14 protein-coding genes are annotated in these 12672 nt (G+C 58.5%); 10 read left to right on the forward strand and 4 right to left on the reverse strand.

All coding sequences use genetic code 11. From position 1 onward, the window contains the following. The first annotated feature begins 152 nt into the window (after window positions 1–152). Both serB and HMPREF3169_RS05045 read left to right on the forward strand, forming a co-directional pair. On the forward strand, window positions 153–1358 hold the full coding sequence (gene serB / locus HMPREF3169_RS05040; RefSeq protein ID WP_070455944.1) for a phosphoserine phosphatase SerB: 1206 nt from the start codon (window positions 153–155) through the stop codon (window positions 1356–1358). A gap of 34 nt (window positions 1359–1392) precedes the next feature. After that, window positions 1393–2079, forward strand: coding sequence for a peptidyl-tRNA hydrolase (locus tag HMPREF3169_RS05045; protein ID WP_070455943.1), 687 nt, complete (start codon window positions 1393–1395; stop codon window positions 2077–2079). Here the strand turns inward: HMPREF3169_RS05045 and HMPREF3169_RS05050 are convergent. From HMPREF3169_RS05050 to HMPREF3169_RS05060, 3 genes are all read right to left on the reverse strand, one after another. Continuing rightward, window positions 2048–4030, reverse strand: coding sequence for an ATP-dependent DNA helicase (locus HMPREF3169_RS05050; protein WP_371441004.1), 1983 nt, complete (start codon window positions 4028–4030; stop codon window positions 2048–2050). The genes HMPREF3169_RS05045 and HMPREF3169_RS05050 overlap by 32 nt on opposite strands. A 145-nt stretch (window positions 4031–4175) precedes the next feature. After that, on the reverse strand, window positions 4176–5195 hold the full coding sequence (locus HMPREF3169_RS05055; RefSeq protein ID WP_070455862.1) for an HNH endonuclease signature motif containing protein: 1020 nt from the start codon (window positions 5193–5195) through the stop codon (window positions 4176–4178). A gap of 188 nt (window positions 5196–5383) precedes the next feature. Further along, a complete protein-coding gene (locus HMPREF3169_RS05060) occupies window positions 5384–6724 on the reverse strand; it encodes a nicotinate phosphoribosyltransferase (RefSeq protein ID WP_061924449.1) in 1341 nt (446 codons plus the stop codon). A 101-nt stretch (window positions 6725–6825) separates the two neighbouring features. Between HMPREF3169_RS05060 and clpS the strand changes: the two genes are divergently transcribed. The 8 genes from clpS (at window position 6826) to rdgB (ending at window position 12272) form a co-directional block, all read left to right on the forward strand. Next, the gene (clpS, locus tag HMPREF3169_RS05065; RefSeq protein ID WP_201040749.1) at window positions 6826–7164 is read left to right on the forward strand and encodes an ATP-dependent Clp protease adapter ClpS; all 339 of its coding nucleotides are present in this window, start codon (window positions 6826–6828) and stop codon (window positions 7162–7164) included. Between the two features lie 14 nt (window positions 7165–7178). Next, window positions 7179–7715 (forward strand): DUF2017 domain-containing protein, encoded by a 537-nt coding sequence (locus tag HMPREF3169_RS05070; protein WP_061924406.1) that lies wholly within the window; start codon window positions 7179–7181, stop codon window positions 7713–7715. A 3-nt stretch (window positions 7716–7718) separates the two neighbouring features. After that, a complete protein-coding gene (locus HMPREF3169_RS05075; RefSeq protein ID WP_201040747.1) occupies window positions 7719–8654 on the forward strand; it encodes a P1 family peptidase in 936 nt (311 codons plus the stop codon). 13 nt (window positions 8655–8667) lie between these two features. Then, window positions 8668–9309, forward strand: a complete 642-nt coding sequence (locus HMPREF3169_RS05080) for a rhomboid family intramembrane serine protease (protein ID WP_061924401.1) — start codon at window positions 8668–8670, stop codon at window positions 9307–9309. After that, entirely contained in the window at window positions 9310–10086 is a 777-nt protein-coding gene (murI, locus tag HMPREF3169_RS05085; protein WP_061924398.1) for a glutamate racemase, read from the forward strand. A gap of 80 nt (window positions 10087–10166) precedes the next feature. Further along, window positions 10167–10934, forward strand: coding sequence for an MBL fold metallo-hydrolase (locus HMPREF3169_RS05090; RefSeq protein WP_061924395.1), 768 nt, complete (start codon window positions 10167–10169; stop codon window positions 10932–10934). A 13-nt stretch (window positions 10935–10947) separates the two neighbouring features. Continuing rightward, window positions 10948–11676, forward strand: coding sequence for a ribonuclease PH (gene rph / locus HMPREF3169_RS05095; protein ID WP_061924392.1), 729 nt, complete (start codon window positions 10948–10950; stop codon window positions 11674–11676). After that, window positions 11670–12272 carry an RdgB/HAM1 family non-canonical purine NTP pyrophosphatase gene (gene rdgB, locus HMPREF3169_RS05100; protein WP_061924389.1) on the forward strand — a complete coding sequence of 201 codons (603 nt, stop codon included), beginning with the start codon at window positions 11670–11672 and terminating at the stop codon, window positions 12270–12272. Before rph ends, rdgB begins: the two co-directional genes overlap by 7 nt. A gap of 54 nt (window positions 12273–12326) precedes the next feature. On the opposite strand, the gene HMPREF3169_RS05105 is transcribed toward rdgB, so the two are convergent. Then, window positions 12327–12671: a DUF3817 domain-containing protein gene (locus tag HMPREF3169_RS05105; protein ID WP_061924386.1), complete on the reverse strand. Its 345-nt coding sequence runs from the start codon at window positions 12669–12671 to the stop codon at window positions 12327–12329. Window position 12672: the final 1 nt, after the last annotated feature.

The following is a 12672-nucleotide window of genomic DNA, read 5'->3' on the forward strand; positions in this document are numbered from 1 at the left end:
TAAGCACTAGAGCTAGCCGCTTTACTCCTGACAACCGCCTCCCCAACTGCACTGGCAACGGGGGAGGCGGTTTTGTGCGTTCAAGGCACTATCCAAGTCAAATGCTTGGCGATTACTCCCATTTCCATCGATTCGCGTGGGATACTAACCGAGTGGATTATCAAGCTGACAACGTAAAGGATCCCGCGTGTGATACCTTTGCGGTGATTACGACTTCCGGCCCCGATAAGCCTGGTGTATCGGCGGCATTCTTCCGAGTGCTCTCTTCGCATAGCGCGGAGCTTGTCGATGTCGAGCAAGCCATCTTTTCGGGCCGCATCTCGCTTTCGGCCTATGTCCGTGTTGCTGGCGAAAGATTGCCACAACTAGAACATGGTCTGCGCAATACGTTAAGTATCTATAGCCAGCAGGTGACTCTGTCTGTAGAAGAGGCAGAGTCAGGCTCCCGCCCACGCTCGACTCACTCGGTGGTGATTCTGGGGGAGCAGTTATCAGCCCAGACTATGTCATCGCTTGCTCAGTGCCTGGCAAACTTCGATGCGAATATCGATCGCATTCGCGGGGTGTCGACTTCCCCGCTTTTAGGATTCGAACTATTCATTAGCTTGGAAGGCTCTGCCGATCCAGTCCGTGCAGCTTTGGCGCAGTTGTCGAATGAGCTTGGCGTTGACATCGCGATCGAGAGAGCGGGCCTGCAGCGTAGGGCAAAGCGCCTCGTGTGCTTCGATTGCGATTCCACGCTTATCACAGGAGAGGTCATCGAAATGTTGGCCGCTCACGCAGGCAAGGAAGCCGAAGTCGCTGCAGTCACCGAAAGGGCAATGCGGGGAGAGCTCGATTTTGAGCAGTCTCTTCGTGAGCGCGTAGCTACTTTGGCTGGCTTGGACGTGGCAGTAGTCGACGAGGTTGCTCAGCAGTTAGAGCTTACCCCAGGAGCGCGGACAACCGTGCGAACCCTAAAGCGGATGGGGTATCGCACTGCTGTAGTCTCCGGTGGATTTATCCAAGTGTTGGAAAGCCTCGCCAAGGAACTGGAGCTTGACTATGTGCGCGCTAATACCCTGGAGATCGTCGACGGAAAGCTCACCGGCCGTGTTGTCGGTAAGGTCGTCGACCGAAAGGCGAAGGAAGAATTCCTTCGCGAGTTCGCCGCGGACTCAGGTCTCCTGATGAGCCAAACAGTCGCAGTTGGGGATGGCGCTAATGACATCGATATGATCACTGCTGCGGGCCTCGGAATCGCGTTCAATGCGAAACCTGCGCTTAAAGAAGTCGCTGATGCTTCCGTCAATCATCCGTATATGGACGAAATTCTCCAGATTCTTGGGGTGCCCGCAGAGGAGATTGCAATTGACTAGCTTTGATGTTGCACATGCACGTCTGGTGAGCGCCATGGACTCGCGCAACTGGCGTGACGACCCAGAAGATCCTGCAAAGCCAGAAACCGTTCAAGCAATGCAGATTGCGTTGCATATCCCAAAGCAGCCCGTTCCGAGCCGAACTGAGGTCCTTGAGGCCGCAGCCCAGGCAGTCGTGGCGGTATGCCTCGACGAGCGAGCAGGCGAGGATGGTGCTTTCGCCGAAGCGCTCGCGCAGTGGTATGGACACCGCATCCGCAAGGTCGCACGCCGTGCGCGGAACAAAGCATGGAGCGATGTCCAACAGCTACCTGGCGTAACCGTTAGCGATCGTGCTCGTGCTTTTGTGCCTTCTGCGGTCTCTGATGTTGAACCGGCTATCCGGAAACTACAAATCGGCCATACCGACCTAGAGTATGACGAACCAGGCCCGGCAGTACCGGATACACCAGTTATCTACGTCGATGCGTCGCTGGGAATGTCGGCAGGTAAGGCTGCCGCCCAGGTGGGTCATGGGTCGATGATGCTCGCAGCTGCGATGAGCCTCAATGATGCCCGCGCTTGGGCGGAGCGTGACTTCGCGCTTTCAGTACGCGAGGTAAGCCACGCCGACTTCCAAGAAGCCTGCGCGCGACCTGAAGCCGTCATCATCCGCGACGCCGGCTTTACCGAGGTCGCCCCTGACTCTGCTACTGTGTGCGCGCTGCCACGAGCCGTTTAAGCGCTGCCTTTACTGTCTCGGAATCGGTTGTTGTCCAAAAATGCGGCATGGATGCTTTCAGGAATCCGCCGTAGCGTTTTGTTTCGAGGCGGCTATCCAAGACTGCGACGACACCGCGGTCATTGATCGAGCGCAATAACCGTCCAGCTCCCTGTGCCATGAGCAGTGCCGCATGAGTTGCAGATACCTCCATGAACCCACTGCGCCCTGCTGCCTGCGCGGCCTCGGTACGCGCTTGCATGAGGGGATTATCGGGGCGGGGGAAGGGGATGCGGTCAATCAGCACGAGCGAGCAGGAAGGCCCCGGCACGTCGACGCCCTGCCAGAGCGTGAGCGTACCGAAGAGGCAAGAATTTTCGTTCTTGCTGAATTTTTCGACAAGCGCTCCAATTGAGTCTTCGCCTTGGACATAAATATCAAAAGGCAGCTTCGCTTTGAGCTCCTGCGCTGCCTGATCAGCAGCGCGCCGCGAGGAGAATAACCCGAGGGTCCGGCCGCCTGCGGCCATGATGAGCTCACGCATTTCCTCGAGTGTCTCTGTAGCGAGCCCATCGCGGCCAGGCTGTGGCAAGTGCTTGGCTACGTAGAGGATTCCCTTCTCGGCGGGGTTAAAAGGAGTGCCCGCATCGAGGGAATCCCACGTTCCTTTCGGCATGCCCCATTGCGCGGCCATGGCATCGAAGCGGCCACCGAGCGCAAGGGTTGCCGAGGTAAGCACGACAGTCTGTTCGCCGAAGAGCTTCTCGTGGAGCATGCCAGCGATGGACAAGGGAGCGACAGCCAACGTATCGATCATCGAACGCTCATCGCGCTCTACCCACACCACGTCTTCCTGCGCGGAAGGATCACCAGTGGCGAAGACATCCAGAATACGGGCAACTGCCTCGGACATAGTGACCAAGTGATTGGCCAAGTTCTGGCGTTCGGCGAAGGTTTCTGGATCGTTTGCCTGCTCACCTTCAGGCGCGCGAGCGATGGCTTCTTTGCAATCGCGTAGAGTATCGCCCAGCGCGGTCAGCTGTTGCTTGGCATTGTCCGGCATATCGATCCAGCGGCCGGGCGGAAACTCGCCCAGAAGCATCACGAATTCATCGGCCATTTGCGAAAGTCTTTGGTCTTTGCCTTGCGCACCAAGTGATTTGGCGCGGTTAGCCGCCATCTTGATTGCACGACCGGTGATTTCCGCAGTAGACACCGAGGTGATACGCCCATCGAGTTCGTGGGCCTCATCGATGATTACAACTTCGTGCTCAGGGAGAATATTGATATCCGATACCGCATCGATGGCAAGCAGGGCGTGGTTCGTCACCACGATGTTGACATCCGCTGCTTTTCGACGCGCCGCCTCAGCAAAGCATTCCTCACCGTGCGGGCAACGCGATGCGCCGAGGCATTCGGCAGAAGTGACAGAAACTTGGCGCCAAGCTAAGTCGGGGACGCCAGGATCAAGGTCGTCGCGGTCACCCGATTCGGTCTCATCCGCCCACTTATAGATGCGTTGAATATGCCGGCCCATTCGGGAGACTTCTTGTTCTTCCATCAGGGCATCTTCCGCCGCCAATTCTTCGGCTCGCGCCACCTTGTTCATGCAGAGGTAGTTGGAACGGCCCTTCATGATTGCGAATGTGGGCTTAACTTCCATTACCGCTTCCAGAGCGTCGGCCAATCGCGGAAGGTCACGCTCAACAAGCTGACGCTGCAGCGCCAAGGTAGCAGTTGAGACGATGACGGTGTGCCCGGAGTTCTGTGCATGCCTGATCGCCGGAACCAGATAAGCCAGCGACTTGCCCGTACCGGTGCCAGCCTGCACCGCAAGATGGCGCTCTGACTCGAGCGCGCGCGTGACTGCATTTGCCATCTTCATCTGGCCATCACGCCGCGCGCCGCCGAGCGCTTCGACGGCAGTATCGAGGAGCAGTTCCGTGGTTTGATTCAAAGGCTGGTCGCTCACTCGACACAGTCTAGCTACTTGCCACACTAAGTAAGAACCCAGAGGCTGAGCCAACCGCAGCAATGCCGGAGCAATGCTGAAGGCATGCCGAATTGGCCTTTCGAGCTGTCCTTGAAAGGCTAGGGCTAATCTTGAAAGGCTAGGGCTAATCAACTCGGCACGCGATGGGTTCAGCGAAAGGCGGGATGAACATGACGCCTTGTTTAGTTCGCCGATAGGTAGCATGTTCTGCTTTCAGGCCGTTGTGGTAACGACACAAGGGCAATAGGTTTCCGGCATTTGTTTCGCCTCCCGACTTCCAAGGGGTGATGTGGTCAACCTGGCAGTCTGTGCCGGGAATCGTACATCCGGGATGCGCGCATTGTGGAAATGTCGAAAGCGCCATGTCCCTTTGTTTCGCATTGGCAAAACGCTGCATACGGTACTGATTAACTGGCCCGTGCCGCGGATGAACGAGGGTTGCAAGCCCATGCTGGGTTAAGCGTTCAGTGACAAAATCGGCGCCGTTGCGCACCGTACCGTCGGTTGCTCGCAGCTGTATTTCTTCGCCAGCGCCTTGTGCGATTTGGGTGAGTTCGTCGAGCGTAATGATGACGTTGGCTACACGTGCTGGGGCAAGAGCGACGTCGCTAAGCGAGGCCTCACCCCGCCCTAATCTTTCGAAGCCTCTTAGGATTGCCGACTCACTAGGGGTAACGGAATCGCTAAGGCCGGTGATCCGCTGGAGAGCATCCTTCAGCCAAGGTTTGTCGGTGGTAATGGCCAGCCGCATCCATCCGTTCGCGCCGTGGGAAAAGCTGGCGCGTGGTTTCCGCGGTGGCTTCTTGATGAGTTTGCGGGCGGTGGCGTCGATAAGATGCTCCGGTGTGGCACAGAGGCGAGCGCGTATCTGCCAGGAGTTGCGTACCTTCGTTAGTTTTCCCTCGATCTTCTCTAGAATGCGCAGGCTATGGCCTTGGGATTGAGCATTTGTGCGGGCTGCGGCCTGAAGGCGTGTGGCATGAGTCTTTCCGTAATAAACCTCGGCGAGGCGCACGGCCATGGTTGCATCGACACGGCTTACACCCATGCGCGTGAGAGCGCGGACGTCTAGACCAGCGATGGGCTCTAGGCTGGTGACGTCGAGCCGCAACGCTGCGATAAGCGGTGGGTGCGTGGTTGTCATAGCCCTGACAGTAGGGGCTGCCAAGAAGACAAAACAAGAGGCAATTTTCTGCCTGTGGATAACTCTCGGCCGGTCTAGTCTGGTGCCTAGCCGCCCGGTCAGCTTCGTTTATTCGTCAACAAAGTTATCCACAGCTGTGCTACGTTTATCGCAGTTTTCGCAACTCAGCTGTGGCTTTGCCAGCGGGGTTAGGAGTGCTCGGGAAATCCCACCAGGCGGGTCGGAACTGCCGGCTCATCGCGAGTAAGCGCAAGGCCTTCCCACGGCAGGGTGGTAATCGCTTGGGCACGATATTCGCGGGCCTGGTGCAGGTTGGGTAGTCCCTCGACAATCTCTCCGTCACGCATTAGCGGGACTGTCATCTCACGGGTGGAAAGAGTGCCAGTGTCAGGATCCGCGGCGTCGAAAGGCAGCACAATCTCCTCGACCGCGACACCTGTGGAGCGGTAGGTGCGCAAAGCACGCTTGGCGCCGCCTTGCGATTGCTTCGAAGAAGAACGCTTTGCCACCGGATGGCCCTCTACTTCAACGACCTTGTAGACCATGCCGGCAGTTGGCGCGCCGGAGCCGGTAACGACGGAGGTACCCACGCCGTAGACGTCAACCGGATCGCCACGTAGGCCCGCGATGGCGAACTCGTCGAGGTCGGAGGAGACCACAATCTTGGTGTTGTGGTTGCCTAGGTCGTCGAGTTGTTTGCGCACGCGGCGGGTAACTGGGCCGAGATCGCCGGAATCGATACGTACTCCGCCCAACTGTGGGCCGGCTACTTTCACTGCGGTTTCGACACCCTTGGTGATGTCATAGGTATCGACCAAGAGGGTGGTATCAACTCCGAGCGTATCAATCTGGGAGCGAAACGCTGCTTCCTCATTGTGTGAGCCATCCTCGTTGACGTGCGCTAGCGTCCAAGCGTGGGCAGCGGTGCCAGAGACGGGTATGTCGTAGCGGTATCCGGCTTCCAGATTCGAGGTGGCGTTGAAGCCCGCCAGGTAGGCGGCGCGGGCAGCGGTGACTGCGGCATATTCGTGGGTGCGGCGGGAGCCCATTTCAATGATGGGGCGCCCATCTGCAGCGGTAACCATTCGCGAGGCTGCCGACGCCACTGCCGAGTCGGAGTTCATGATCGACAGGATGACGGTCTCTAGGATTAGGCACTCGCCGAAGGTGCCCCGAACGGTAAGCAGGGGAGTGTTAGGGAAATAAATCTCACCCTCGCGGTAGCCGTCGATGTGACCGGAAAAGCGGTAGTTGCGCAGGTATTCTTTGGTCTGCTCATCGAGAAAGTCCATCTGCGCCAGCTGCTGGGCGGTGAACTGGAAGTCTCGAACCGCACGTAGCACACGCTCAGTGCCGGCGACCACGCCATAACGCCGCTCATTGGGCAGACGGCGGGCAAAAACTTCGCAGGTCACCTGGCGGTGCGCGGAACCGTCTTTGAGCGCTGCTTGGAGCATGGTCAGCTCGTACTTATCGGTCAGCAGCGCTGTGGAGCGGTCAGGGTCGGAGGGAAAAGTATGTTCGGCGATGTTAGTCACATCGGAAATGGTACCTAGCGGCCAACTTCTTAGCAGCGATTACTCCTTTAATCTTTTAATGTATGTGTAGAAATTTCGATAGGGTAGAAGGCATGAATGCGCACTTTGCTCTACCTGGTGGTTCTGTCCGCCTGGGGTCGCCCATGGCCACTCCGGAATTAGATGAGGCCATCGAAGTCGATGTTGCAACCAGCGAAAACCTCCCTTGGATGTGCATCGTTTGGGACGACCCAGTCAATCTGATGAGCTACGTTTCCTACGTCTTCCAGACGGTTTTGGGCTACGACAAAAAGCGCGCAAACGAGCTGATGATGCAGGTCCATACTGAAGGCAAGGCTGCGGTATCGACGGGCGAGCGCGACAAAGTCGAGGCAGACGTAAAGAAGCTGCAGATTGCTGGTCTGTGGGCCACGATGCAGCAGGCAGGCTAGGAAGGCACAGTCAGATGCAAGCTTGGAAAAAGAAGAAGTCGCTGATGCGCGCGGCGCGTTACACCACCATTTTGGAGCCGATGGAGCGCGAGGTTTTAGGTGACCTCACCTCTACTGTCTCTGAGGCGATTATTGCCCGTGCTCAGTCTGCCCCGCAGGATGAGCTTGCGCAGATGCTGGATATGCCAACTGGGCATACGGAGGCGCCGGAAGACCCTTCCTTGGCTCGTCTTTTCCCTGACTTTGAGAAGCCGGGGGATGAGGAATACGAAGGCGATAACTCTCTTTTGCGTTCTTTGCATGAAAATGACATTGCGCGCGCAAAGCTGAAGAACCTGCAGGTTATTAACACTGCGTTGGGGCCGACGGGCGGCGTGGAGGTCACTATCAGCGAGGAAGAAGCGCATGCCTTCCTTGCGGGTTTGAACGATCTGCGTTTGTTTGTGGCTGCAGGCGATGTCCCAGAGGAATCGATGAGCGAGGACCGCGACATGCTCGTGGAATGGTTGGCTTATTGCCAGGATTCTCTGCTGCAGGTGTTGATGGGCTAAATCATGGCGCTTATCTCCATTGGCCATGTCAGCAGGCATGACACTGGCGTCACGGTTTTGTATTGCGGCGCTGAAGGCGCGCTCGCGAGCGTCGACGTTCGTGGCGGCGGCCCAGGCACGCGGGAGACGGATCTCCTCGAGCCACACAACACCGTTGAGCGCGTGCATGCCATCACTTTGGCTGGCGGTTCTGCGTTTGGGCTCGCGGCTGCCGACGGCGTGATGAACGAGCTAGCTTCCCAAGGCATCGGTTTCCCGGTGCTGGGTGAGGACAAGCCTGGTCCGCGTGTGCCGATTGTGCCGGCGGCGGTGATTTTCGATCTCCTTGTTGGTGCTGAGTGCCCCACAGCATCTGATGGTGCGGAGGCGGTGCGGCGCGCTATTGCGGAACATGATGATTCGACGGGCAGCGTAGGCGCTGGTGTGGGCGCTACTGCTGGCAAGCTCCGCGGCGGTTTGGGCTTGACGGAGCAGCAGGTGCGCACGCCGATGGGGCAGTTTACGGTTGGCGCCCTGGTGGTAGCGAACCCCGTGGGCAACGTTGTGGACGCAGAGACTGGGCGCCTGTTTGGTGCACCGCATGCCGCGCCTATCGACGTCGCGCGTTTCAGCCAGCTGCAGCACCCCGCGGAGTCCAAGCTCAACACCACGATTGGGGCAGTGTTTTGCGACGCCCCGGTGACCAAGGCTCAAGCCAAGCGCTTGGCCATGGTGGGACATGACGGTATCGCTCGGGCAGTGCGCCCGGCGCATTCGCCGTTGGACGGGGACACGCTTTTCGCGCTGTCGACTGCCACAGAAAACGGTGGGGTTGATACCGCGACGCAAGCGGCGCTGTGCGATGCTGCGGCGGAGGTTGTCGAACGAGCGATCGTCGAGGCAATCGTGAAAGCGGCCCCTGGCCTGGGCTTAGAGGCTTATAGCTCTATGCTGGACTAAAGTTATTGCCATTATGACTTCAGGTGATTCCTCGCGTTCTACCGTTTTGAAAAATCGTGGCGATTCAAAAAATTACACGCGCGGCGGGCGCATCCGCACAGGCCTGGGGATTGCCGTGGCCTTTTTGATTGTGGAATGGGCCGTGCAGTTGGTCAACTACGTGCTTTTTAATGGCAACTTGGCCAACTACGGCATCCACCCGTTGGATTTCAACGGTATCTGGGGCATCTTTACGGCGCCGTTGCTGCACGCGAACTTTGAGCATCTCATCGGCAATTCGGTGCCGGGCGCTATCTTTTGCTTCCTCATTGGTCTTTCTGGCCGGAAAGCCTGGTGGGAGGTCACGATCATCACGGTGCTGATTGCCGGCATTGGCACTTGGCTCCTCGGCGGGCCTGGTACCTCGCACATCGGTGCTTCTTCTTTGGTTTATGGCTGGCTGAGCTATCTCATCGTACGTGGCCTGTTTAACCGTTCTTTCGCCCAAACGGCATTGGGCGTATTCCTCGGTTTTGCTTATTCGGGCTTGGTGTGGGGCGTGCTGCCGGTCTATGAGGGAGTCTCGTGGCAAGGGCACCTCTTCGGCGCGATCGGTGGTATCGCTGCGGGTATGATTATCACTTCCGACGACCCAGTGAAGGTGGCGAAGAAGTAAATGGCATCCGCTGCATCCCCGATCGGTATTTTCGATTCCGGCGTGGGCGGACTCACGGTTGCGCGAACGATCATTGAGCAGCTGCCCAACGAGTCCATCATCTACATTGGAGATACTGCGCATTCGCCGTACGGCCCGCGTCCCATCGCTGAGGTGCGCGAGCTATCTACCGCCATTGCAGATGAACTCGTAGAACGCGGCTGCAAGATGATCGTCATCGCTTGCAATACCGCCACGGCGGCCTTCTTGCACGATGCTCGCGAGCGCTATGACATCCCGGTTGTTGAGGTCATCCGCCCGGCAGTCCGACGCGCCATCGCTACTACGCGCAATGGCAAAATCGGCGTTATCGGTACTGAGGGCACCGTGAACTCTGGTGCCTATCAAGACCTTTTCGCTGTCAACCCACACGTCGAGGCGCATGCGGTGGCGTGTCCGGACTTTGTAGGTTTTGTAGAACGGGGGATTACTGCCGGCCGCCAGATCCTCGGCGTCGCTGAGGGCTACCTCGCACCGCTGCAGTCCGCGGGCGTCGACACCCTGGTGCTCGGCTGCACACATTACCCACTGCTCACTGGCGTCATCCAGTTGGCTATGGGTGAGTCCGTCACCCTCGTTTCCTCTGCAGAAGAAACGGCCAAGGACGTGATGCGTATCCTTACTGAAACCGACATGCTGGCGCCGGAAGACGCCACTCCGATCCGTAAATTCGAATCAACCGGTGACCCAGAGACCTTTTCGCGTTTGGCTTCCCGCTTCTTAGGCCCGCAATTGTGACCTACCGCGCGTGACACGGTTTCACGTCTTTTTCACCCCAATCCCAGCAATCGGGAAGGTTTCGTGGAACTATTGGACACATGAAGCTGACGATTCTTGGCTGTTCCGGCTCCGTCCCAGTCCCGGGAAACGCCGCCTCTGGGTATCTGGTGTCCTTTCCTGATGCGCCATCAATCGTGATGGATATGGGTCCTGGAACTTTGGCGCGCCTACAAGAAGCCCAAGACCCCTGCAATGCGCATGTCGCATTTAGCCATCTTCACGCCGACCACTGCATGGACTTTCCCTCGTTGATGGTCTGGCGTCGCTTCCATCCCACGGCGCCTGCGCCTTCGCGCAATTTTTGCCTTGGGCCGTCATATACGCCACAGCATTTGGGTCGTCTTTCCTCCGACGAGGTCGATGGCGTCGACGATATGTCGGATACCTTCGCCTTTTCCCCGTGGATAGACCGTGAAAGTCAGCTCATCGATGACGTCTATATGACACCCTTTAAGGTGATCCACCCAGTGGAGACGTATTCGCTGCGCATGGAGCATGCGAAGACCGGTAAGACCATTACTTACTCCGGCGATACCTGCCCGACCCCCGCGCTTGTCGATGCTGCCCGCGACGCCGACCTCTTCCTCTGCGAGGCCGCATGGGGCGCGACGTCGGAAGGCAAGGCCCCTAACATGCATATGTCGGGCGCGGAGGCTGGCCGCGTGGCGCGGGAGGCGGGCGTCGCTAAGCTGGTGCTCGTCCACCTCCAGCCATGGGGAGATAGTTCAGAAACCCTGCGTGCAGCGCAGGCGGAGTTCGACGGTGAGATCGTCTTGGGCGCGCCGGGCATGGAGTTCGAGCTCTAGTACCCTTGGGTGCATGACTGATTTTTCTCGTGCTGATGGTCGCGCGCTAGACCAAATGCGTAGCGTGCGTATTACCCGTAACTTCACCACCAACCCGGCAGGTTCCGTGCTCGTCGAGTTTGGCAACACCCGCGTGATGTGTACCGCCTCCGTGGAGTTTGGCGTGCCGCGCTTTAAGAAGGACTCCGGCGAGGGCTGGTTGACCGCTGAGTACTCGATGCTGCCGGCAGCCACGCACGACCGCATGCCTCGCGAGTCCATGAAGGGCAAAGTCAAGGGCCGTACTCACGAGATTTCCCGCTTGGTCGGGCGCTCTCTGCGCGCTGCCGTGGACCTTTCCGAGCTGGGCGAGAACACCATCCAGCTCGACTGCGACGTTCTGCAGGCAGACGGCGGTACCCGCACGGCTTCGATTACCGGTGCGTACGTGGCCTTGGCAGATGCTATCGAGTACCTGAAGTCCGAGGGCGTCGTGCCCGGCGAGCCGCTGCTGGACCCAATCGCCGCGGTATCCGTGGGCATCATCGATGGCGAGATTTGCCTCGACCTGCCTTATGAAGAAGATTCCCGCGCGGAGGTCGACCTGAACGTGGTGATGCAGGAAGGCGGCGACTTCGTGGAGATTCAGGGCACCGGCGAGCACGGCTTGTTCGGCCGCGCTGAGCTGAACTCCATGCTGGATGTGGCCCAGAAGGGCTGCACCGAGCTGATTGCTGCGCAGAAGGCTGCTTTGGGATGGTAAAGCTTCTCGTCGCATCGAATAATAAGAAGAAACTTGGCGAGCTCGAACGCATCCTCGCAGACGCGGGAATCGAAGGCGTCGAGTTGCTACCGCTTTCCGCTGTGCCGGCGTATGACGAACCGGTGGAGGACGGACGCACGTTTGCCGATAACGCACTGATTAAGGCCCGTGCTGGCGTTGCCAATACTGGTATCGCCACGATTGCGGATGACTCGGGTATCGCCGTCGAAGAGCTCAATGGAATGCCGGGCGTGCTCTCCGCGCGCTGGTCTGGTCAGCACGGCGATGACCAAGCCAACAACGAGCTGCTTCTCGCACAGATGGCTGATGTTCCCGACGAACGACGCCAAGCCGCCTTTGTCTCCGTGTGCGCATTGGTCACGCCAGACGGCGCGGAACACGTAGCTGAGGGCCGGTGGCCAGGAATGCTGCTGCGCGCACCAAAGGGCGAGAATGGCTTCGGCTATGACCCGCTTTTCCAGCCGGAGGGCGAGCAGCGCTCCTCGGCACAAATGAGCCCGGAGGAAAAGAACGCGGTTTCCCACCGCGGGCGTGCGCTGGCGCAGCTTACTAGCGTCATCGCCAAGCTGGCGTAGCTTTACCCCGGATACACTTGAGGCCCAGCAGATGCTGGGCCTTCTGCTTCTGGACTAAAGCTGGAATTGCTCGGTGACTTCGCGGCGTCGCTTGTATTCCATCCAGAAAGATAGGAAAGGCACAACGCCGGCTAGGGCAGTGGTGATGAGCTTGCCTGCTGGCCACAGCGCACGCGGGCCGAGGATGAGAATCGAAAGCAAGTAAATCATGTAAGCCACGCCGTGGGCCTGGGCAATGTAGAGGCCCCAGTGCGGAATCTCCACGCCGACGACGTACTCGAGAACCATGCGCGCAACCAAGAGAAGTAGGAAGATACCGGTCACGGTTGCGGCGATGGAAAAGAACTTGAGTGGGCCGCGGATGCGGGCCTTACGGTCTGGGTGAACTTGGTTAGTCATG

This window comes from Corynebacterium sp. HMSC08C04, from assembly GCF_001807495.1.
GTDB lineage: Bacteria > Actinomycetota > Actinomycetes > Mycobacteriales > Mycobacteriaceae > Corynebacterium > Corynebacterium simulans.